Here is a 21,061-nt window from a genome sequence, read left to right as displayed (position 1 = left end):
GCCGGTGGCTGAGGGGGAGCCGCCAATCTAGAAGTGCACTCTTAGCGTTCGGTGAGCCCCGCGCCAAGCGCGCGCAAAGTTCGTGCAAAGCAAACGTGAAGCGCGTGCCGTGTGTGAACGGCAGGCAAAGTGCCGGCGCCGCAAGGCGGCGCTCAGTCCAGCGTCAGGTTGAGCCCGCGGATCAGGTCGTCCCAGCGCTCGGACTCCTGATGCAACAGGGTGGCGAACTGCGCGGGCGTGCCGCCCACCGGTTCGACGCCATAGGCCGCGAGCTTGCGGTGCACCGCGGGGTTGTGGATGGCGCTCGCGATCGCCTGCTGCAGCCGCGCCACGATCTCGGGCGGCGTGCGCGCCGGCGCCACCACGCCCACCAGCGCGGCGGCCTCGACGCCGTCGATGCCGAGTTCCGCGAAGGTCGGCACCTCGGGCAATTGCGGCAGCCGCACGCGGTCGGCGATCGCGAGCGCGCGCACGCGGCCGCTGCGGATGAAGCCCAGGCACGCGGCGAGGTCGCACATCATGGCCTGCAGCTGGCCGCCGGCCACGTCGGCCACCGCGTTGGCGGCGCCGCGGTAGGGCACGTGCAGCATGCGCAGCCGGGCCTGGCGCTGCAGCAGCTCCATCGCGAGGTGGTGCGGGCTGCCGGTGCCGGCCGAGGCGTAGCTGATCTTGCCGGGATAGGCGCGCGCGTCCTCGAGGAAGGCGCGCGCGTCGCGCACGCCGCTGGCCGGCCCGACCAGCAGCACCAGCGGGAAGCGGCCCATCAGCGTGACCGGCGCGAAGTCGCGCTGCGGGTTGTAGCCGAGGTTGCGGTAGAGCACGGGGTTGAACACCAGCGTGCCGTTGTCGGCCGACAACACGCTGTAGCCGTCGGCCGGCGCGCGCAGGACCTCGGCGGCGCCGAGCGAGGTGTTGCCACCAGTGCGGTTCTCGACCACCACCGGCTGGCCGGTGTCGATCGCGAGCTGGTTGCCGACGATGCGCGTGAGGAAGTCGGAGCCGCCGCCCGCCGGGTAGGGCACGATCCAGCGGATCGGCCGATTGGGAAATTCGCGCTGGGCCCGCGCGGGTGGAGCGCCGAGCAGCAGCGCGCCGGCCAGGCCGGCGGCGCCCGCGAGCCAGGCGCGGCGATCGCGCGAGGCGGTGGCCGGCGCGGCCGATGGATCCGCCTGCGCCGATGCCACCGTTGCCACGCGTGCCGTCGCCATCGTCTCAGGGCGCGATCGGATTGCCCGGCGAGCCGAGCGCGTTGATGCCGACGCGCGCGGGCGCCGTGGCCTCGGGCGTGCGGTAGGTGACCTGCACGGGCGTCGGGGCGGCGACCGGCACGGCCTCGCGCGTGGAATCGTTCCTGCGCACCAGCACACCCGGCGCGCGGGCCTTGTTGACGCGCGGCGCGGCCGACACCGGCGTGGCGGCGGGCGCCGCGACGGGCAATGCGGCGGGTGCCGGCGCGGGTGGCGCACCGCCCGTGGGCGGCAAATCGGCCGCGACGCCGAAGCCTCCCGCGCTGCCGCCGACACCGGCGCCGACGCTGGTCACCGGACCCGGCTGCATCGCATTGGGCTTGCCCGCGTTGGGATCGTGCAGCACCACGCTCTGGCCCACGCCGGCACCGACCGGGCCGACGCCCAGGCCCATGCCGACCGAGCCCGCGACCGCGCCGCTGTTGCTGACCGCGACGCCCGCGCCGAGCGGGCCGAAGCCGGTGTTGAGGCCGACCGAGAAGTTGCCGTCCTTGGTGGCGCCGAGCCCCAGCGAGAGGCCCGGCACGATCGGGATGCCGATCTGGTAGTGGGAGCAGCCGCTCACCAGCAGCGCGAGCAGCACGCCGGCCGGAAGGCCGGCGGCCGCGATGCGGGTGCGCGGCCGCGTGTTCACACCAGGAGCGCGTTCACGCGCCGCACGTAGGCCGCGGGATCGGCCGGCAGGCCGCCCTCGGCGAGCAGCGCCTGGTCGAACAGGATGTTCGCGAGGTCGTCGAAGTGGGCCGAGCCCTCGAGCTTCTTGACCAGCGCGTGCTCGGCATTGACCTCGAGCACCGGCTTGAGCTCGGGCGCGGGCTGGCCGGCCTGCTTGAGCATGCGCGCGAGCTGCGTGCTCATGCCGCCGTCCTGCACCACGAGGCAGGCGGGCGAGTCGACCAGGCGCGTGGTGACGCGCACGTCCTCGGCCTTGTCCTTGAGCGCTTCCTTGAGCTTCTCGAGCAGCGGCTTGAACGACTCGGCGGCCTCCTCGGCGGCCTTCTTCTCGTCCTCGTCCTGCAGCTTGCCGAGGTCGACCGCGCCCTTGGCCACGCTCTGCAGCGGCGTGCCGTCGAACTCGTTGAGGTAGTTGAGCGCCCACTCGTCGACGCGGTCGGTCATCAGCAGCACCTCGATGCCCTTCTTCTTGAAGACCTCGAGCTGCGGGCTGTTCTTGGCGGCGGCCAGCGTGTCGGCCGTGATGTAGTAGATCGCGTCCTGGCCGTCCTTCATGCGCGCCTTGTAGTCGGCGAAGCTCACGCTCACGGCATCGGTGGTGGTGGAGGCGTAGCGCAGCAGCTTGGCGATGCGGTCGCGGTTGCCGAAGTCCTCGCCCAGGCCTTCCTTGAGCACGGCGCCGAACTCGGCGTAGAACTTGGCGTACTTGCCCGCGTCGTCGGCCGCCGCGGCGGCGGTCTCGGCGGCGGTGGGCGCGTTCTTGTCGACCACGTCCGTCACGGCCTCGGTCGGCTCGGGCGTGGGCACCGATTCGCCCGAGCCCACGTCGATGCGGCCCTCGCCGCTCTCGGGGCCGGTCTTCTGCTTCTTGGCCAGGTCCTCGAGCATGCCGAGCACGCGCTTGGTGCTGCCTTCGCGGATCGCCTTCACGTCGCGGCTTTCCTGCAGCAGCTCGCGGCTCACGTTGAGCGGCAGGTCGGCCGAGTCGATCACGCCCTTGACGAAGCGCAGGTAGCTGGGCATCAGCGCCTCGGCGTCGTCCATGATGAAGACGCGCTTCACGTAGAGCTTGACGCCCGCGCTCTTCTCGCGGTTCCAGAGGTCGAACGGCGCCTTGGCGGGGATGTAGAGCAGCTGCGTGTACTCGGTGCTGCCCTCGACACGGTTGTGGCTCCAGGCCAGCGGCGCCTCGAAGTCGTGGCTGATGCTCTTGTAGAACTCCTCGTACTGCTCGGTCGTGACGTCCTTCTTGGGACGGCTCCACAGCGCGTTGGCCTTGTTGACCGTTTCCCATTCGCCGGTCTTCACCATGTCGCCGGGCTGGTCGTTCTCGCCTTCCTTCCACTCCTCCTTCTCCATGAGGATCGGCAGCGAGATGTGGTCGGAGTACTTGCCGACGATCTGCTTGATCTTCCAGGCGTTGAGGTATTCGTCGGCATCCTCGCGCAGGTGCAGCGTGATGCTGGTGCCGCGCTCGGCACGCGTGATGTCGGCCACCTCGAAGTCGCCGGCGCCGCCGCTGGCCCAGCGCACGCCCTGTTCGGCGGGCAGGCCCGCGCGGCGCGATTCGACGGTGATGCGGTCGGCCACGATGAAGCCCGAGTAGAAGCCCACGCCGAACTGGCCGATGAGCTGCGCGTCGGCCTTCTGGTCGCCGCTGAGCTTGCTCACGAAGTCCTTGGTGCCGCTCTTGGCGATGGTGCCGAGGTTGTCGATCGCCTCCTGGCGCGACAGGCCGATGCCCTTGTCGGTGATGGTGAGGGTGCGCGCGGCCTTGTCGAAGCTGATGCGCACGTCGAGATCGGACTGGCCTTCGTAGAGCTCGGGACGGTCGATGGCCTCGAAGCGCAGCTTGTCGCAGGCGTCCGATGCATTCGAGATCAGCTCGCGCAGGAAGATTTCCTTGTTGGAGTACAGCGCATGCGTGACGAGGTGCAGCAGTTGCGCGACTTCGGCCTGGAACGGGAGTTTGGTGTTGGAGGAATCAGCCATTGGAAAAGGAAAGGTCGGATCGAAAAAATTCTAAGGCGGCGCGGCGGTCCGGGCTCGGCCCGGACGCAGCTTTTCTACCTGGGGCAAACGGTTTTAAAAATCAACGCTCGCTACCGAGATTTCAAGCACTCCATCACGGTTTACTACGAAAAATTCGGCAACGCCCCTGAAGCCCTCGTTTTTGGTCAGCAAAAGTTACCAAAAACCACAATCATCGCCTCCGCTGCGCACGCAGTGATTCAACTCAACCGGGGCCCTCGGGGCCCAAAGGGACGGCGATGTTGTTGGATGACGAGGGAGTTGCCGTGGCCTGCCGCTGGCTCGGCCGGAATGCCGTGGCGCCGCGGGGCCGCCCGGGCGTCGGCTGCCTGGCGGCGCTGGCCTGCCTCGCCGCGGAGGCGCAGACCGCGCCACCCGCCGCAGCCACCGAGGCCCGCATCCAGCCGATGGACCGGGCCCAGGCGCAGCAGGCGCGGCTGAAGGCCCTCGTCGAAGCCGCGCCGGTGCCCTACCAGGACCGGTTCATGAGCGCCGACGAGGCCGGCGCCGCGTCCGCCGACGACAGCGCCGCGCCGTCCGCGCAACCCGAAGGCTTTCGCGCCTGGATGACCGAGAGCCGCATCGGCTTCGGCGCTGCGACGAGTTCCGGCGCCGGGCGGCGGCGCGCGATGGAGTTCGGCCAGCGCATCGAGTACCGCCGCGAGACGCTCAACCACGGCGAGTTCCTGCTGCAGGCCGACGGCCGCCGCTGGAACGGCGACCGCCAGGCCCAGGGCGGCATCGGCGTGCTGGGCTACGCCGAGGACGCGGGCAGCGGCCGCCTCACGCTGCGCAACCTCGCCTTTCCGCTGACGCCCCGGACCTTCGCCGACAGCGCGCTGGGCGACATCCACAGCGAGCTGACCGAGGGCCTGGCGCGCAATTACCGGCTCTCGCTCGGCAGCACCACGGTGCGCGGGGCCTCGCTGCGCGTGTTCGACGCCGACAGCGACTGGCGCGCGGGCTTCGGCATGCGCGGCAGCCTCCGGGGCGGGCCGTATCCGGGATTCGAGCAGAGCCAGGGCACGCTCGGCTGGCTCGGCCTGACGCAGCGCGTGGGCGGGAACGGCTTCGTCGCCACGCAACTGAACCGGGCACGCGACCTTCCGGCCTGGACCCTCGACCCGTTCACGGGCCAGGGCGTCGGATCGCGCCATGTCGAGAGCTGGGCCGGCGCGCTGGGCTGGGGCCGCGAGGTGGAGCGCGACGGCGACTTCAAGGTCCGCGCCACGCTGATCGGCAGCCGCACGCGCTCGCCGACGCCGGGCGTCGCCGTCGGCGATTCGCGCGGGCTGTTCGTCGAGGCGAGCGCGCGCCTGGGGCCCTACCGCCACGAACTCGGCGCCTACACGGCCCGGCCGAATCTCTTCTTCGGCGACCATCTCGTGGCCGACGGCACGCGCGGCGCCTACTGGCGCGTGGACCGCGGCGGCAGCCGCCTGCACTGGGGCGGCGGACTCGAGCACGAGCGCACGCAGGGCGACGCCGCCTTCGGGTTCGCGGGTTCCAGCCGCAGCGGCGCGAACGGCAGCTTCCTGTACCAGTTCGACCGCCACGCCTCGGTCGGCGGCAGCCTGAGCCTGCAGCGCACGCGCTACGACAGCAGCGCGGACACCGCCGCCGGCAGCGACTCGCGCAGCCTCTACGCCAGCGTCTTCCACCAGGCACGCTTTTTCGGCGGCCTGCGCAGCCGCTTCAGCCTGACCGTGCGGCGCAACGAGCTGATCGTGCTCGGCGACCAGGCCGCCACCGGCCACGAATGGCAGTGGGAGCAGGACTGGATCGGCGCGGGCCGCGAGACGCTGCGCCCCGAACTCACGACCACGCTCGGCTATGCGCGCGACCGCAGCGGCGGCGTGCCACGCAACTACCCCACGGCCGGCGTGCAGTTCCTGTGCTGGCTCGACAGCGGCTTCCACCTCGGCGGCAACCTGCGCTACACCTCGCAAAGCGGCGGCCTGCACACCAGCCGCGGGCTGTCGGGCTCGCTCACGGCCGAGAAGGCGCTCGCCGGGGGCTGGCGCATCGGCTTCGCGGCCTACTTCAACCAGGCGCGCGCCGCCGTGGCGCCCACCACGAGCCTGGGCCCGCAGCTCTACCGCAGCAACGACCGCAGCGCCTACGTCTACCTGCGCTGGGAGGGCAGCGCGGGCACGCCCTTCCAGACCGCCGGCGTGCGCGACGGCGATGCGGGCGCCGGTGCAGGCAGCGTCGCCGGGCATGTGTTCTTCGACGCCAACCGCGACGGCGCGCGGCAGCCCGACGAAGGCGGCGCCGCCCACGTGGAGGTCCAGCTCGACGGCCGCTACCGCACCACCACCGACCGCGACGGCCGCTTCGAATTTCCGCTCGTGACGACCGGTCGCCACCGGCTGAGCCTGACGCTCGACAGCGTGCCGCTGCCCTGGGGCGCGGCCGGCGACGGCGGCGTGGCGCTCGGCGTTCCGCTGCGCGGCCGGGCCGTTGCCGAGATTCCCCTGACCAAGGTGGGCGAATGAGCAGCGCGCCCCTGCGGTCTTCTCCTGCCCGCTGCTGCTCTTCTTTCTTCATCCATCGAGGCCCCTCATGAACCCCAGCGCCCTCCCCCACCGCATGCTCGCCCTTTCCGTGGCGGCCCTCTGCCTCGCCGCCGGTGGCGAGGCCATCGCCGAGAGCCAGTACGGCGCGGGCACCGGCACCATCACGGCCCAGGCCAAGGTCAACCTCAGCGTGACGGTGCCCAAGCTCATCCTGCTGCGCGTGGGCGCGGCCAACGCCGCCGTCGACACGCTGCGATGGAGCTCGGCGCTGGAGATCCCCGCCGTTCCCACGCCGGCGCTGGCCGCCGCCACCAACACCGGCGTGGACTGGAACGGCGCGGCACCGGCCGCGACCGTTGCCGCCGCGGCCGGCGCCGACACGCTCACCGTCTACGCCTGGACCAATGCCGGCACCGGCACCATCCACTGCGCGCTCGGCGCCTGGAACGCCACGGGCGGCCCGGCCGACGCCGACTTCACCGTGACCGCCGAGGGCACGCTGCCGCACCCGGGCGCGAACCTGGGCGCCTGCGCCTCGACCGCGTTCCCGTCCAACACGGTGGCCACGGGCACCTGGACCTACGCGCTCGGCGGCACGCCGGCCGGCTGGCGCGCCAACACGTACACCAACACCATCACCTACACCGCGCAAGGCATCTGATGCGGCCCCGCCCGGCCCCGGCTCCGCTCGCCGCCGCGCTGCTGGCCGCGGGCCTCGCCCTACCCGCGGAGGCCGTCGTCATGACGGTGACGGACGTCGGCCTGGTCTATGCCATCTCGGTACGCGTGGGCGCGGTGAGCGGCGTCGACACGGTGGCGTTCAACGTCGCCGGCGACAACGTCGGCCTGGCGCCGGCGCCGGTGACGGGCTCGCCGGTCATCGAGGTGTGGGTCACGCCGTTCCGGCCCGCGAATTCGTCGTCCACGGCGCGGCCGGTGACGCTGCGGGTCGACTCGACGCCCGGCCTGGCCTGCCAGTCGGGCGGCTGCGGCGCCACCCTCATCCCGTTCAGCCAGATCGGCTGGACCGCCAGCAACAACGGCGCCGCCACCACGGGCGACATCCAGAGCGGCCGCTTCGACGGCAGCGCCAACCAGCAGATCGCGAGCTTCAATGCCAACGCGACCTTCTGTTCGGCCCCGGTGCTGCTGCTGTGCCTGGGCTACACCTACCGCTCGAACGCGATCAGCGCGACGCGGATGCAGTTCAGCTACGACAACGACGTCGTCTATCCCGCGGGCAACTACCGGGGCACCGTGCGCTTCACGGCGTCGATGGAGTGAAGCGCATGCGGGCAGCGATCGTCCCGTTCGCCGCGCTGCTGCTGCTGTCGCTGGCGCTGCCGGCCGGCGCGGGCGTTGCACGTCTGGACGACTCGAGCTCGCCGCGCGCCCAGGTCGGCACCGACTTCCGCCGCGCGCAACCGGTCGACGGCATCCGCTTCGACCTGCCTTTCGGACGCATCGACTACCGGCTCGCGACCGCGCCCTACATCGGCCGGCGCGCGCGCATCTTCTACGTGATCCCGGCCGCCATCCCCGGCCTGCGCTCCCCCGCGGGCATGCAGCTGCAATGGCGCAGCCATGGCGCCTTCGCGAGTGCCAGCGGCCGGCCGGGCGACCGCGTGCCGGTCTGGATCGGCACCGTCGCCACCGCCTGGATGACCGAGAGCTTCGAGCTCACGCTGCGCCTCGATCCGCGCGAACTGCGGCTGCCGCCGGGGGCTTCGCTGCGCTTCGAATCGATCTTCGAAATCGAGACCCTGCCATGACCCAGCCTTGTCCCACCCGCGCGCTGCGGCGACGCGCCGCCACCTTCGTCCTGCTGCTGGCCGGCGCCGGCGGCGCGGTGGCCGCGCCGTTCGAGATCGCGGTCTCGCCCTCGCGCTTCGAGCTGTCGGGCCGCGGCGGCACGCGCCTGGGCCAGTCGCTGGAGCTCCACAACCTCGCGCCGGTCGCGACCGAGGTGACGGTGCGCACCATCGACTGGCACTACTCGGCCGAGGGCCAGATCAGCTACCACGACGACCTGCAGCCCGGCAGCTGCCGGCCCTGGGTGGCGCTCGAGCGGCGCAGCGTGCAGCTGCCCGCGCGCGGCAGCCGGGCCTACCGCTTCCAGATCGAGCCGCCGGCGGGTTCGCCGCGCGGCGAATGCCGCTTCATGATCGCGATCGAAGGCAGCGAGCCCGCGCAGCAGGCGCTGATCCAGGGCGGCGGCGCCAGCCTGAGCCTGCCGGTGACGGGGCGCATCGCGGTGGCCGTGTACCTCGCGCTCGACGGCGCCGAGCCCCGGCTCGACCTGCAGCGGATCGCCAGCAGCGACAGCGGCGGCCAGCGCCGCATCGCCGTGACCGTGGCCAACACCGGCGACGCGCACGGCCGCCTCGAAGGCAGCCTGGACGCCGTCGACAGCCGGGGCCGCGCCTTCGCGCTGGTGCCCGAGGGCACGCCGATCCTGCCGGGCCAGACTCGCACGCTGGCGCTGATGCCCCAGGCCGAAGACGGCCGCGCCGCGCCGCAGCCCGCCTATCCGGTGAAGGCCGAGGGCACGCTGGACTGGGCGCAGGGCAGCTTCAAGGTGGAGGCGGCGTTCGAGTGACGGCACGCCTCGCCTTGCGCGGCACGGTCGCAGCGGCATGCCTGGCGCTCATGGCGGCCGCGCGGGCCGAGACGGCCACCTCGGCGTCCGGCTTCAACGTGCCGCGCAGCGCGACGGCCAGGCTGGACTTCAGCCTCTCGATCCAGAAGTTCCTGTTCTTCGGCGTCGGCGCCAGTCCCTGGCCGGCGCAGAGCAATGCCGTGGGCACCGTGCGCTTCGTGCTCGCGCCGTCGATCCCGCCGGCGGGCATCGCGCCCGTGGCCGGCAGCCGCCAGCCGTTGGACTGGCCCGGCGGCGCGCCGGTCTTCGCCGTCACGGCCTCGGACCACGTGCTGCCCGTCGAGGTGCGCAGCAACGCCGGCCCCATCGCCATCCGCGCCGAGGCGAGCACGCCGTTGTCCAACGGCAGCCACACCATCCCGATGTCGGAGATCACCATCGCCTCGAGCAACCCCGGCCTGCCCGCGCCGCCGGTGCCCGCCAGCGGCATCGGCGGCGCCGCGCTCGTCGCGGGCACGGGCTTCTCGAGCCTCGTCACGCTGCAGAAAGCCAGCTGGACCTTCGGCTATGCCAACAGCGCCAGCCGCAGCGCGGGCAGCTACACCGGCGTGCTCCGGTTCACGGCCAGCACGCCCTGAGCGCGGGCACGGCGTGCCACGCACGAACGCGTCACGGGCCGCCTCCGCAATCCCGCCGGCACTCGCCAGGGGACGGTGACTTTTGCCGCCGGCCCGCCCTGAATCTCGCGCAAGTCAGCTTCCGCTGGGATTGCCCTCCAAAGCTGCGCATCTGCCTTTCAACACCTCAGGAGCTTTGCATGAACAAGAACCCCAGGAAGATGCTGTGGATCGCCGCCTGCCTCGGGCTGGCCGCCTTTGCCGCCCAGGCGCAAGTGCCGACCGACGCGCCAGCCGGCACCACCGTGCAATGCAAGGACGGCAGCTATGCCTCGCCCGACACCAAGTCCGGCGCCTGCCGTGGCCACAAGGGCATCAAGACCTGGTTCGGCAAGGCAGCCGATGCGAAGGCTGCACCAGCAGCCGCCGCTGCCGCCGCACCCGCCGTGGAAACCCAGTCGGCCAGCGTCGACAAGACCGGCGTGGCCCCGAGCACGGGCACCGCGACCAAGACGCCCGGCTCGCCCGACGTCACGAAGATGGCCGCCGCACCCGGTGGAGGCCCCGGCATGGTGTGGGCCAACGACACGACCAAGGTCTACCACTGCGTGGGCGACCGCTACTACGGCAAGACCAAGAAGGGCGAGTACCTGAGCGAAGCCGATGCGAAGGCCAAGGGCATGCACGCCTCGCACAACAAGGCCTGTGGATAGGCTCTCCCCCAGGCTTCGCGCACTTCGTGTCGCTACGCCAACCCCCTTCCGGGGGCAACACCTGAGGCCCGGCGAAGCCGGTTCCTCGGTGTTTCGCGAAGGGAGCCGGGAATCGCCTACCTCGGCAGGGATTCGACTTCCTTCGTCCAGCGGTCGATCAGCCGCTTGCGCTCGGCCGCCTGGCCGTACTTCTGGAAGTCGTACTTGATGAGCTTCACGCCGTCCATCGAGGGAATGCGCGGATCGGGCTTGAAGGTCTTGTTGGCCGGCGACTGCAGGCTGCCGGCCTTGGCGCCGATGGACTGGCCCGCGGGGCTCATGAGCCAGTCGTAGTAGCGCTTCGCGTTCTCCTTGTTGCGCGCGCCCTTCACCAGCGCGATGCCGCCGATCTCGTAGCCCGTGCCTTCGCAGGGCGCGGCGGTCTTGACCGGAAAGCCGTCGTGGCGCCAGCGCTCGAAGCCGAAGATGAAGCTCACGCCGACCGCGACCTCGCCCTTGGCCACGTTGGGCGCCTGGGCCTGGCCGCTGCGGGTGTAGCTGGTGACGTTGCGGTGCAGTTTCTTGAGGTAGTCGAAGGCGGCGTCCTCGCCCATCTGCTGCACCAGGCCCGCGATGATGGTGTAGGCCGTGCCGCTGGTGGCGGGGTGCGAGATCTCGATCTCGCCCTTGTAGCCGGGCTTCACGAGGTCGGCCCAGCACTGCGGCTCGGGCAGCTTCTTTTTCTTCAGCAGCTCGGTGTTGAAGCCGAAACCCATCGCGCTGGTGTAGAAGCCGCCGACCATGTTCTGCGACAACGCGTACTGGCGCACGGCCCAGTCGTGCAGGTCGTTGATGTAGGCCGGGCGGTAGGGCTCGAGCAGGCCCTGCTCGGCCGCCTGCAGGAAGGGATCGCCGGTGCCGCCCCACCAGATGTCGGTCTTCGGGTTGGCCGCTTCGGCACGCAGCTGCGCGCCGATCTCGCCCGTGCCCTTGTGGGCCTGCAGCACCTTGATGCCGGTCTCGCGCGTGAAGGCGGCGGCCGCGGCCTCGCACCAGCCGGCGTCGGTGCTGCACAGCGCGTTGACCGTGCCCTGTGCTGCCGCGTGCGGCGCCAAGGCCAGCAGGGCGGCGGCCGCGCCGAGCGCGGCAAATGTGCGGGTGAAGGCGAGCAAGTGCATGTGGTCTCCTGGGGCTCAGGATAGCGTCGGCGCGCGCGGGCGCCGACAGGGTTCAGTCGGTTGCCAGCAGCGGCGGAAGATGCTCGGCCAGCCAGTCGATCACCACGCGCGTCTTCAGCGGCAGGTAGCGGCTGCGCGCGCGGATCACGTGCAGCGCGAAGCCGAAGGGCCGCGGCTCGTCGAACACGCGCACCAGGGTGCCGGCCGCCAGCGCCTCGGCCGCGAGCCAGGCCGGCAGCCGCGCGAGCCCCATGCCGCCGATGGCGGCCTCGAGCAGCACCTCGGCGCTGTCGCAGCGCAGCCGCGCGGGCAGCAGCACCTCGGCGACGCGATCGCCGGCATGGAAGCGCCAGGCCGAGGCCGCGCCGTCGCGCGCATAGAGCACCGCCTCGTGCGGCGGCTTCAGGTCCTCGATGCCTTTGGGACGGCCGCGCTCGGCCAGGTAGGCCGGCGCGGCGCACAGCACCATCCACTGCATGCCCACGAGCCGCGCGATCAGCGCCGTGCTGTCGCCGAGATCGCCGCTGCGGATCGCGAGATCGAGCCCCTCCTCCGCGAGGTCGACGAGGCGGTCGCTGAAGCCGAGTTCGAGCGAGAGCTGCGGATGCCGGCGCGCCAGCGCCAGCAGCAGCGGCCCGATCTTGAGCCGCCCGAGCATGGCCGGCATGCTGACCCGCACCACGCCCGAGGCCGTGCTGCGCGCCGCATCGGCCAGCGCCTCGGCGGCCTCGAGCTCGGCCAGCGCGTTGCGGCAGCGCTCGTAGTAGCCATGGCCCTCCTGCGTGAGGCTCTGGCTGCGCGTGGTGCGCAGGAACAGCCGCGTGTGCAGCCGCGCCTCGAGCCGCGCGATGCTCTTGGCGACCGCGGAGCGCGTGACGTGCAGGCGCTGCGCGGCGAGCGCGAAGCTGCCGGCCTCGACAGCGGCGACGAATTCCTCGATGCCTTGCAGGCGCGGGCTCATTGACGAATTTCAGGCAACAAATTTCGGAAAATTATCCACCACCGACGCCTTTAGAGCGTCAATAGCATCAGGCCTTCTTCTTTTCGCGGAGGCCTTCATGCCCGAAACCACCCTGCGCCGCTGGCAACTCCCCGCCTACGGCCGCGCCCATCTCGAACAGGTTCAGGCAGCGCTGCCCGAGCCGGGCCCCGGCCAGATCCTGGTGCGCGTCGGCGCGGTCGCGCTCAACTACCGCGACCTGCTGATGACGGAGGACGGCATGGGCATGCCGCTCGCGCTGCCGTTCACGCCGGGCTCGGACATGGCGGGCACGGTCGAGGCCGTCGGCGACGGCGTGCGCCGCTTCGCGCCCGGCGACCGCGTGATCAACACCTTCTGGAACGGCTGGATCGACCACCACTGGCCCGCCCATGCCGTGCCCGCGGGCGGCCCCGGCCCGGGCATGCTGGCCTCGCACGTGCTCATCGACGCCGAGGCGGCCGTGGCCGCGCCCGCCACGCTCTCGCTGGCCGAGGCCAGCACCCTGCCCTGCGCCGGGCTCACGGCCTGGTTCGCGCTGGCCGAGCTCGGCGCGCTGCGCGCGGGCCAGACGGTGCTGATCCACGGCACCGGCGGCGTGGCGCTGTTCGGGCTGCAGATCGCGCGGCTGCATGGGGCGCAGGCCATCGTGATCTCGGGCAGCGCCGACAAGCACGAGGCCGCGCGCGCCCTCGGCGCCAGCCACGTGCTGGCGCGCGACAGCGACTGGCCCGCCGAGGTGCGGCGCCTGACCGGCGGGCGCGGCGCCGAGCATGTGCTCGAACTCGCGAGCGGGCCCAACCTCGACCGCTCGCTGCAGGCCTGCGCGCAGGGCGCGCGGGTGTCGGTCATCGGCATGCTCGAGGGCACGACGCTCGACGCCTCCTTCTACGGCCTGGTGCTCGGCCGTGTCACGGTGCAGGGCATCGGCGTGGGCCACCGGCGCGCGCTCGAGGAGCTCGTGCGCGCCGTCGACGCCAACGGCCTGCGCCCCGCGATCGCCGCCAGTTACGGCTTCGATGCGCTGCCGCAGGCGCTCGACCACCTCGCGCGCGGCGCCTTCGGCAAGATCGTCGTGACCCCCTGAGTTCGCGCGGGCACCGGCGTTGCGCGGAAAACCGTGACGTTTTCGTGAACAGTTGCCCGCCTTGCCCGATCCCGTGCGGGCGCCCGAAGGCTTGCTCTCCCTTTCCCGTTCCAGAATCCGCGCGCGCCGGGTTTCGCCCCGGCGTTTTCGTTGACATCGAGAACATCAGAGAGAGGAAATCGAACATGGAACGCAGGGACTTCAGTGCACCGCAGAAATGGGCTGCCGAATTCATCGGCACCTTCTGGCTCACCTTCGGCGGCTGCGGCAGCGCGGTGCTCGCGGCAGGCTTCCCGGAACTGGGCATCGGCTTCGCGGGCGTCGCGCTGGCCTTCGGCCTCACGGTGCTGACCGGTGCCTATGCGCTCGGCCCGATCTCGGGCGGCCACTTCAACCCCGCGGTCTCGATCGGCCTCGCCGCGGCCGGGCGCTTCAACCCGACGCAGCTCGCGGCCTACATCGTGGCGCAGCTGCTGGGCGCGATCGTCGCCGGCGGCCTGCTCTACCTGATCGCCACCGGCAAGGCCGGCGCGCAGCTCGGCGGCTTCGCCACCAACGGCTACGGCGAGCATTCGCCCGGCGGCTACAACCTGATGTCGGCGCTGCTGATCGAGGTGGTGCTCACGGCCGTGTTCCTGGTCGTGATCCTCGGCGCCACCGGCCGCCGCGCGGCGCAGAACTTCGCGGGCCTGACCATCGGCCTGTGCCTCACGCTGATCCACCTGATCTCGATCCCCGTCACCAACACCTCGGTGAACCCGGCGCGCAGCACCGGCGTGGCGCTGTTCGGCCCGAGCTATGCGATCGAGCAGCTGTGGCTGTTCTGGGTCGCGCCGATCGTGGGCGCCGTGATCGGCGCGCTGATCTACCGCGGGCTGCGGCTGCGCGGCAACGGTGGCAGCGGAAGCGGCAGCGACAGCGCGCTCTGAACGACGCGCACCACGCCAACGACAAAAGGGGAGGCATCGCTGCCTCCCCTTTTTTTCATGGCGCCGAAGCGCGGATCGCTCAGCTGCCGGTGGCCGACTTCACCAGCGGTGCCGAGGTCGACTGGCCGATCGACTCGGTGCCGCTCGGGTGCGAAGCCGCGTAGGCGCCGGCCTGGATGTCCGACACCGGCGTCACCGAATTCATCGCGGGCGCGCTGGTCGACTGGCCGATGGACTCGGTGCCGCTCGGGCGCGCAGCGGCCATGGCCGCGGCCTGGATCTCGGCGCTGGCGGGCGAATTCATCTGCAGCGGGTGGTAGTCCGAACCGTCCATCTTTTCCTGGGCCGATGCGGTGATGGCGCCCGTCGCCGCGAGCGCGGCGAAGGAGGCGACGGCGAGAAGCTTGAAAGAAGTGCGCATGCGTGTTCTCCTGGTCACAGGTTGTCCCCGGCCTCGTGCCGGCGCCGACGGGCGCGCGGCAGGCCTGGACGCACTCTAGGCAGGCCGACTGAGGGCAGCGTGAGTAAAGAGTTACGCGAGCCTTAGCGGGCGTTGCGCGCTTCTTCGCCGACGTTCAACGAACTTCCTAAATCGGCCGCTGAAGGTGGCACGAAGGCATTCATTCGCCGGCCGCGCCCACCTCGCCGTACGGAATGCGCCCCTCGCGCTCGGCCTGGGCCGCGAGCGCGCTGACGCTGTCGCGCGTGAGCCCGGGTTGCGCGCGCTCCATCGGCGGCGCGGTCTCCTGCGAGACCATCGGCGAGGCGGTCGCGGTCTGCGTGGCCTCGGTGGCATCGCGCGCGAGGTCAGCGCGCGAGCGCTGCGACTGGAACTGCAGCACGTGCTCCGAACCGTCGGCCTCGTCGGCCTGCGCGGCCACCATCGGGGCCAGCGCCACCACGGCGCCCGCGGCCGCGATGAGGGCGAGCCGGCGCGAAGAGAAGAATGCGATCTGCATGGCGAACTCCTTGAGAGCGGGCTCGCGATGGCCGCGACATGCGGCCCCTCGGCCCTGGAGATTCACTCTAGGCCGCGACTCTCAGCAGGGGCTGAGCAAAAACTTCGCGCCGCGTGAGGGCTCGCTACGACTTTTCCGGCTCGGGCTCGGCCGGCAGGTGCACGCGCGCGCGCAGGCCGCGCCCGTCCTCGCGGTTGCTCAGCTCGATGCGCAGCCCGTTGCGCTCGGCCGCGGTGCGCGCGATCGCGAGCCCCAGCCCGCTGCCGCCGGCGGCCGCGCCCGGCACGCGGAAGAAGCGGTCGAACACGCGCGTCATCGCATCGGCCGGAATGCCCGGCCCGTTGTCGAGCACGTCCACCACGCCGTGGCCGCTCACCGCATGCAGCTTCACGTCGACCACGCCGCCCTCGGGCGCATAGCGCAGCGCGTTGTCGATCAGGTTGTCGAACACGCTGCGCAGTTCGGCCGCGGGCGCGAACACCACGGGCGCGATGCTGCCCTCGAAGCCCACGTCGACCTGGCGCGCATCGGCCAGCACCATGAGCTGGCTCACGCTCTCGCGCAGCAGCACCTCGATGTCGACCGCCTCGCGCGCCGTCGCGCGGCGCGGCGCGTCCTGGCGCGAGAGGCTCAGCAGTTGCTCGATCAGGTGCTTGGCGCGCGTCACGCCGGCCTCGAGCTGATTGAAGCGCTCGGTGGCTTCGCCGGCCGGGATGTGCGAGCGCAGGTTCTCGATCTGCAGGCCGATCGCGGCCATCGGCGTGCGCAGCTCGTGCGCGGCGTCCTGCACGAAGCGGCGCTGCGTGGCGAAGGCGCTGCGCACGCGGCCCAGCAGGTGGTTGAAGGAGGCGACCAGCGGCGCGATCTCGTCGGGCACGCGCGCCAGCGGCAGGTCGGTGGGACTGCGCTCGTCCTGCGAGGCCACGTCGCGCGCCACCGCGCGCAGCGAGCGCGAGGCGGCCGAGACGATCAGCCACAGCGCGAGCAGCGCCACCGGCAGCAGCAGCGTGATCGGCAGGCCCTCGAGCAGCGCGCGGCGCAGGGCGCGCTGGCGCCGGTAGTCCTCGTTCTGCAGCACCTGCACGCGCCGCTGGTCGGCATGCGTGCCGGGCTCGGCCGTGAAGGCGCGCCAGTGGGCCCAGGGCTGCGGCCCGGTGCGCAGGTCGCCGAAGCCCGGGCGCGGCTGCAGCGGCATCGGCAGGTCGGGCCAGGAGCTGCTGAGCAGCCGGCTGCCGTCGGGGCTCCAGATCTGTACGACGAAGGCGCCGTGCTCGAGCACGGCATCGCTGTTCAAGAGGCGCGGCGTGCGCGACTGGTCGCCGCCCGCATACGACTCGGCCACCAGCCGCATCTGGTCGTCGAGCGCGTTGTGCACCAGGTTGCCGTAGGCCAGGAACGAGAACCAGGCCGTGAGCACCGCCGCCGCGAGATGCAGCGTGATGAGCCACAGCAGCAGCTGGGTGCGCAGCGAACGCGGCCGGCGCCAGCCGCCCTTGTCCGCCGTCACGCGGCGACGCGCCAGCCGAGACCGCGCACGTTGCGGATCGACTCGGCGCCGAGCTTGCGGCGCATGCCGTGGATCAGCACGTCGATCGCGTTGCTCGTGACCTCCTCGCCCCAGCCGTAGATGCGGTTCTCGAGCTGCTCGCGCGAGAGGATCGCGCCCGGGCGTTCGAGCAGCGCATGCAGCAGCGCGAACTCGCGCGCGGTCAGCGCCTCGCGGTTGCCGTTGACCACCACCTCGCGCGTCGTGAGGTCGAGCTGCAGCGCGCCGCTGCCCACCAGCGAATGCGCGGCGCCATCGCGGCGGCGCACGATGGCACGCATGCGCGCGAGCAGCTCGCGGAATTCGAAGGGCTTGAGCAGGTAGTCGTCGGCGCCGAGGTCGAGGCTGTGGATGCGGTCGTCGAGGCCGTCGCGCGCCGTGAGCACCAGCACCGGCGTGGCATCGCCGCGTTCGCGCGCGCGGCGCAGCACCTCGGTGCCGTCCTGGCGCGGCAGGCCCAGGTCGAGCAGTACGCAGGTGTAGCCGCCGTCGCCGAGCGCGCTCTGCGCGAGCTCGCCGTCGCGCACCCAGTCGGCCGACCAGCCCGCGCCCTCGAGCGCCTGTTTCAGGCTGCGCCCGATCATTTCATCGTCTTCCACCAGCAGAACGCGCATCGCAGCGACTCCTCATATCACGCAGAAAGCGCCGCACCGCCTTGCGGCACGGCCGTGCGCCAGGGGGCGTCGGGTCCGGGCCGCAAGGTAGCACGCGAACGGGATGATCGGTAGTGCCTGCGCCGCGGCGCAGACTAAGGGCGAATACTTAGACGGTGCTTAGGCGCCGTACCACCCGAGGGGTCAGGCGCCGCTCAGGCAGCGGGCCGCGCGACGCGCACCGCATGGCGCTCGCCGGGCGCGTCGGCGGCGAAGGCCAGAAGGCGCAGCGCCTCCTGCTCGGCGCCCTCGCGCCCGGCCGAGGGCCAGCGCGCGAGGGGTTCGAGCACGGCGGTGGCGGTGCCCTTCGCGCGCTCGATCTTCCAGGTGCCGGCGACGAAGCCGTCGATCAGCACCGTGCCGCGCACGATGCCGTTGATGGTGAACACGCGCGGGCGATGCGCCTCGTCGAGCACGCGGGCGCGGTCGTCGTGCGCGAGCAGCAGGTTGTCCCACTCGGCGAGCAGGCGCGGCGGCGCGGGCGTCGCTTCGTCGGGACGCGGCGCGCGCGGCAAGTCGAACAGCGTTTCGCCCAGCGGGCCCTCGAAGCGGCGCAGTCGCGCACCGAGCCGCTCGGCCACGGCCTTCCAGCCCGTGAGGCCCGACCACGCACCGGCATCGGCCAGGGTCGCGGGACCGAAGGCGGCGAGGTAGCGCAGCAGCAGGTCGTCCTGCGTGGCAGCGCCCTGCTCTTCTTCCTCCTTGCCGAGCCAGGTGCCGAGCCGCTGCAGCAGCGCGTTCTGGTGCGAATTCCAGCTGCCCGCAGGCGGCAGGTGCACCAGCGGCAGGTTGTTGCGGATCAGCCCGGCGAGCGAGGCCGGTTCGCTGTTCGGCCAGCGTTCGAGCAAGGCCTGGCCGAGCTCGGTGCTGGTGCGCGCACGCTCGTCGAGCAGTGCGTGGCCCATGGCCAGCGCCTGCGCACGGTCGACGCCTTCGAGCGCGCGCTTGTGGTTGCCCAGCAAACCGCGCTGGTGCGCCGCATCGAGCAACGGCCGCCAGGCCAGCGCATCGCGCGCGCTCACCAGGTGCAGGGTCGCGCGCATCATCGACAGCCGCACCACGCGGCGCCGGCGCAGCGCCTCGGTCAGCGCTTCGCGCGGGAACTCCTCGAGCCGGCTCCAGAGGCCGACATAAGGCGGATTGGGTGCCTGCGCCTGCAGTCCCGCGAGGCGCTCGATGGCCTGCGCGACCGGCAGGCGCTGGCGCGCCAGCAGCATCTGCCGCGCCAGCGTGGCGCGGTTCAGCGCGCGCAGGCTCAGAACTTCTCGTGCGGTGCCAGGTAGCGCCATTGACCCAGCGGCAGGTTGCCGAGCATGACCTTGCCGATGCGCACGCGCTTGAGCCCCACCACCTTGAGGCCGACCAGCTCGCACATGCGGCGGATCTGGCGCTTCTTGCCTTCGGTCAGCACGAAGCGCAACTGCTCGGGGTTCTGCCATTCGACGCGCGCGGGCTTGAGCGCCTGGCCGTCGAGGCTCAGGCCATGGCGCAGCTTGGCGAGCATGGCGGGCGGGAACACGGCCTGCACGTTGGTCGTGACCGGGTCGTCGTCGTCCATGCGCACCAGCTGGCCGGTGGGCGCGGGCTGGCCCAGGCCGTGGTAGGCCACGCGCACCAGGTACTCCTTCTCCATCGTCGAGTCCTCGCCGATCAGCTGGCGCGCGACGCGGCCGTCCTGCGTCATCACCAGCAGGCCGATGGAATCGATGTCGAGCCGGCCGCAGGGCGCAAGGCCGCGCAGCTGCTGCGGGTTGAAGAAGAAGCGCGCGTTGTCCTCGGCCCAGCGGTTGGCGGGCGTGAACAGCGTGACCGCGGGCTCGTGGCCGTCCTCGGCCTGGCTGCTGACGTAGCCGATGGGCTTGTTGATGAGGATGGTGACCTGGTTGGCCTGCTGGCCCTTGGCCGCCTTGTCGATCTCGATGCGGTCGGCGGGCGTGACCTTCACGCCCATCTCGGCCGGCTTGCCGTTGACCTTGACCCAGCCGTTGGCGATCCATTCGTCGGCCTCGCGGCGCGAGCAGATCTTGAGTTCGGCCATGCGCTTGTTGAGCCGCATGGGGCCGTCGGCCGGGGCCTGCGCGGACTGCGGCGCGGGTGCGCGGCGAAAGGAGGACGGACCGTTGGAAGGAGGAGGCGCGGGCATGGCCGATTATCGCCAGCGCCGCGAGGTGTAGTTCTTTCGGCGTGCTTGCGAGCCGCGCGCGGCCCGGCTATCCTGAATGCAAGCGCGAGTTGATCGCGCCCTTTTTGGGGGATTCCCAAATGAGCACCACACGCAAGTACCACTACGCCATCGTCATCGGGCGCTTCCAGCCCGTCCACTTCGGTCACCAGAGACTCATCGAGGAAGCCGCCCGCGCGGCCGATCGCGTGATCGTGGTGGTCGGCTCCGACCGCACGCCGCGCAGCGTCAAGAACCCCTTCACCTTCGACGAACGCGAACGCATGGTGCGCGCCTGCCTGCGCGGCGGCGACCAGATGCGCGTGAGCGTGGTCGGCGTCGGCGACTCGCCCTACAACGACCAGCTGTGGATCGCGTCGATCCAGTCGGCGGTCGAGCGGCTGATCCTGCAGGACGGCCTCGCGCCCGCGCAGGCCAAGGTGGCGCTGGTGGGGCACCTCAAGGACGCCTCGAGCTACTACCTCAAGCTGTTCCCGCACTGGGAGTTCGTGGGCCAGCACAACGTCGAGAGCCTCAACGCCACCGACGTGCGAAACCTCTACTTCGATCCCGAGAACCGCGGCCAGCTCGCGCGCGCCGACCTGCCCGAGGGCAGCGCGGCCTTTCTCGAACGCTTCACCTCGACGGCCGACTATGCCGAGCTCTGCGAGGAGCGCGCCTTCCTCGCCGACTACCGCGACAAGTACCGCTACGCGGGCAGCGACTTCCCGCCGATCTACACCACGGTCGACGCGGTGGTGGTCGAGGCCGGCCACATCCTGATGGTGCAGCGCAAGTTCCATCCGGGGCGCGGCACCTGGGCGCTGCCCGGCGGCTTCGTGGGCCAGCAGGAGCGGCTGCTCGATGCCGCGGTGCGCGAACTCAAGGAGGAGACGCGCCTCAAGGTGCCGGTGCCCGTGCTCCACGGCAGCATGAAGGCCAACCACGTGTTCGACGCGCCCGAGCGCTCGCAGCGCGGCCGCACGATCACGCACGGCTTCTTCTTCGAGCTCGCGCACAACCAGTGGGCGGGCCTGTCGGACGTGCGCGCCGACGACGACGCGGCCGCGGTGCGCTGGGTGCCGATCGCCGAATTCCTCGGCATGCAGGAGCGGGTCTACGAAGACCACTTCTTCATCGCCAATCATTTCCTGGGTGGCCTGGGCAAGTCCTGAGAGAACTCGCCCCG

21 protein-coding genes are annotated in these 21,061 nt (G+C 71.5%); 10 read left to right on the top strand and 11 right to left on the bottom strand.

Annotation, left to right across the window (positions count from 1 at the left end):
• Window positions 1-152: 152 nt before the first annotated feature.
• The 3 genes from AC07PU_RS16050 to htpG are packed head-to-tail and all read right to left on the bottom strand — an operon-like array spanning window position 153 to window position 3,914.
• Window positions 153-1,208: a Bug family tripartite tricarboxylate transporter substrate binding protein gene (locus tag AC07PU_RS16050; RefSeq protein ID WP_495318741.1), complete on the bottom strand. Its 1,056-nt coding sequence runs from the start codon at window positions 1,206-1,208 to the stop codon at window positions 153-155.
• Window positions 1,209-1,212: 4 nt separating this feature from the next.
• Window positions 1,213-1,881, bottom strand: coding sequence for a hypothetical protein (locus AC07PU_RS16045; RefSeq protein ID WP_495318739.1), 669 nt, complete (start codon window positions 1,879-1,881; stop codon window positions 1,213-1,215).
• Window positions 1,878-3,914, bottom strand: a complete 2,037-nt coding sequence (gene htpG / locus AC07PU_RS16040) for a molecular chaperone HtpG (RefSeq protein ID WP_495318737.1) — start codon at window positions 3,912-3,914, stop codon at window positions 1,878-1,880. Before htpG ends, AC07PU_RS16045 begins: the two co-directional genes overlap by 4 nt.
• 278 nt (window positions 3,915-4,192) lie before the next feature.
• Between htpG and AC07PU_RS16035 the strand changes: the two genes are divergently transcribed.
• The 7 genes from AC07PU_RS16035 (at window position 4,193) to AC07PU_RS16005 (ending at window position 10,401) form a co-directional block, all read left to right on the top strand.
• On the top strand, window positions 4,193-6,451 hold the full coding sequence (locus tag AC07PU_RS16035; RefSeq protein ID WP_495318735.1) for an SdrD B-like domain-containing protein: 2,259 nt from the start codon (window positions 4,193-4,195) through the stop codon (window positions 6,449-6,451).
• A gap of 94 nt (window positions 6,452-6,545) precedes the next feature.
• The gene (locus AC07PU_RS16030) at window positions 6,546-7,133 is read left to right on the top strand and encodes a hypothetical protein (RefSeq protein WP_495318733.1); all 588 of its coding nucleotides are present in this window, start codon (window positions 6,546-6,548) and stop codon (window positions 7,131-7,133) included.
• Between the two features lie 80 nt (window positions 7,134-7,213).
• Window positions 7,214-7,756 carry a hypothetical protein gene (locus AC07PU_RS16025; RefSeq protein ID WP_495318731.1) on the top strand — a complete coding sequence of 181 codons (543 nt, stop codon included), beginning with the start codon at window positions 7,214-7,216 and terminating at the stop codon, window positions 7,754-7,756.
• A gap of 5 nt (window positions 7,757-7,761) precedes the next feature.
• Complete coding sequence (locus AC07PU_RS16020) at window positions 7,762-8,244, top strand: hypothetical protein (protein WP_495318729.1); 483 nt, start codon at window positions 7,762-7,764, stop codon at window positions 8,242-8,244.
• A complete protein-coding gene (locus AC07PU_RS16015; protein WP_495318727.1) occupies window positions 8,241-9,071 on the top strand; it encodes a COG1470 family protein in 831 nt (276 codons plus the stop codon). Before AC07PU_RS16020 ends, AC07PU_RS16015 begins: the two co-directional genes overlap by 4 nt.
• A complete protein-coding gene (locus AC07PU_RS16010; protein ID WP_495318725.1) occupies window positions 9,068-9,709 on the top strand; it encodes a hypothetical protein in 642 nt (213 codons plus the stop codon). The genes AC07PU_RS16015 and AC07PU_RS16010 overlap by 4 nt, the downstream gene beginning before the upstream one ends.
• Before the next feature lie 179 nt (window positions 9,710-9,888).
• Window positions 9,889-10,401 carry a DUF3761 domain-containing protein gene (locus AC07PU_RS16005; RefSeq protein WP_495318723.1) on the top strand — a complete coding sequence of 171 codons (513 nt, stop codon included), beginning with the start codon at window positions 9,889-9,891 and terminating at the stop codon, window positions 10,399-10,401.
• A gap of 116 nt (window positions 10,402-10,517) precedes the next feature.
• On the opposite strand, the gene AC07PU_RS16000 is transcribed toward AC07PU_RS16005, so the two are convergent.
• Both AC07PU_RS16000 and AC07PU_RS15995 read right to left on the bottom strand, forming a co-directional pair.
• The gene (locus AC07PU_RS16000) at window positions 10,518-11,558 is read right to left on the bottom strand and encodes an ABC transporter substrate-binding protein (RefSeq protein WP_495318721.1); all 1,041 of its coding nucleotides are present in this window, start codon (window positions 11,556-11,558) and stop codon (window positions 10,518-10,520) included.
• 52 nt (window positions 11,559-11,610) lie between these two features.
• Entirely contained in the window at window positions 11,611-12,519 is a 909-nt protein-coding gene (locus tag AC07PU_RS15995; RefSeq protein ID WP_495318719.1) for a LysR family transcriptional regulator, read from the bottom strand.
• Between the two features lie 97 nt (window positions 12,520-12,616).
• Here AC07PU_RS15995 and AC07PU_RS15990 point away from each other — a divergent pair, with 97 nt between their 5' ends.
• Window positions 12,617-13,624, top strand: a complete 1,008-nt coding sequence (locus AC07PU_RS15990) for a zinc-dependent alcohol dehydrogenase family protein (protein WP_495318717.1) — start codon at window positions 12,617-12,619, stop codon at window positions 13,622-13,624.
• 185 nt (window positions 13,625-13,809) lie between these two features.
• The gene (gene aqpZ / locus AC07PU_RS15985; RefSeq protein ID WP_093355215.1) at window positions 13,810-14,553 is read left to right on the top strand and encodes an aquaporin Z; all 744 of its coding nucleotides are present in this window, start codon (window positions 13,810-13,812) and stop codon (window positions 14,551-14,553) included.
• Window positions 14,554-14,632: 79 nt separating this feature from the next.
• On the opposite strand, the gene AC07PU_RS15980 is transcribed toward aqpZ, so the two are convergent.
• The 6 genes from AC07PU_RS15980 to AC07PU_RS15955 all read right to left on the bottom strand — a co-directional run bounded on the left by AC07PU_RS15980 (window position 14,633) and on the right by AC07PU_RS15955 (window position 19,767).
• Window positions 14,633-14,974 carry a hypothetical protein gene (locus tag AC07PU_RS15980; protein ID WP_057593548.1) on the bottom strand — a complete coding sequence of 114 codons (342 nt, stop codon included), beginning with the start codon at window positions 14,972-14,974 and terminating at the stop codon, window positions 14,633-14,635.
• Between the two features lie 199 nt (window positions 14,975-15,173).
• Window positions 15,174-15,512 (bottom strand): hypothetical protein, encoded by a 339-nt coding sequence (locus tag AC07PU_RS15975; protein ID WP_296781516.1) that lies wholly within the window; start codon window positions 15,510-15,512, stop codon window positions 15,174-15,176.
• A 124-nt stretch (window positions 15,513-15,636) separates the two neighbouring features.
• Window positions 15,637-17,019 (bottom strand): sensor histidine kinase, encoded by a 1,383-nt coding sequence (locus AC07PU_RS15970; RefSeq protein WP_495318714.1) that lies wholly within the window; start codon window positions 17,017-17,019, stop codon window positions 15,637-15,639.
• A complete protein-coding gene (locus AC07PU_RS15965; protein WP_057593551.1) occupies window positions 17,016-17,672 on the bottom strand; it encodes a response regulator in 657 nt (218 codons plus the stop codon). Before AC07PU_RS15965 ends, AC07PU_RS15970 begins: the two co-directional genes overlap by 4 nt.
• Before the next feature lie 194 nt (window positions 17,673-17,866).
• Entirely contained in the window at window positions 17,867-19,000 is a 1,134-nt protein-coding gene (locus tag AC07PU_RS15960) for a winged helix DNA-binding domain-containing protein (protein ID WP_495318712.1), read from the bottom strand.
• Complete coding sequence (locus tag AC07PU_RS15955) at window positions 18,967-19,767, bottom strand: pseudouridine synthase (protein ID WP_057593553.1); 801 nt, start codon at window positions 19,765-19,767, stop codon at window positions 18,967-18,969. Before AC07PU_RS15955 ends, AC07PU_RS15960 begins: the two co-directional genes overlap by 34 nt.
• 206 nt (window positions 19,768-19,973) lie before the next feature.
• Here AC07PU_RS15955 and AC07PU_RS15950 point away from each other — a divergent pair, with 206 nt between their 5' ends.
• Window positions 19,974-21,047: a bifunctional nicotinamide-nucleotide adenylyltransferase/Nudix hydroxylase gene (locus AC07PU_RS15950; protein WP_495318710.1), complete on the top strand. Its 1,074-nt coding sequence runs from the start codon at window positions 19,974-19,976 to the stop codon at window positions 21,045-21,047.
• The last annotated feature ends 14 nt before the right edge of the window (window positions 21,048-21,061 follow it).

Source organism: Variovorax sp. GW821-FHT10D07 (assembly GCF_059415325.1).
Note: the sequence above shows the minus strand (reverse complement) of the source record. Positions and strands in the feature narration are given on the sequence as shown.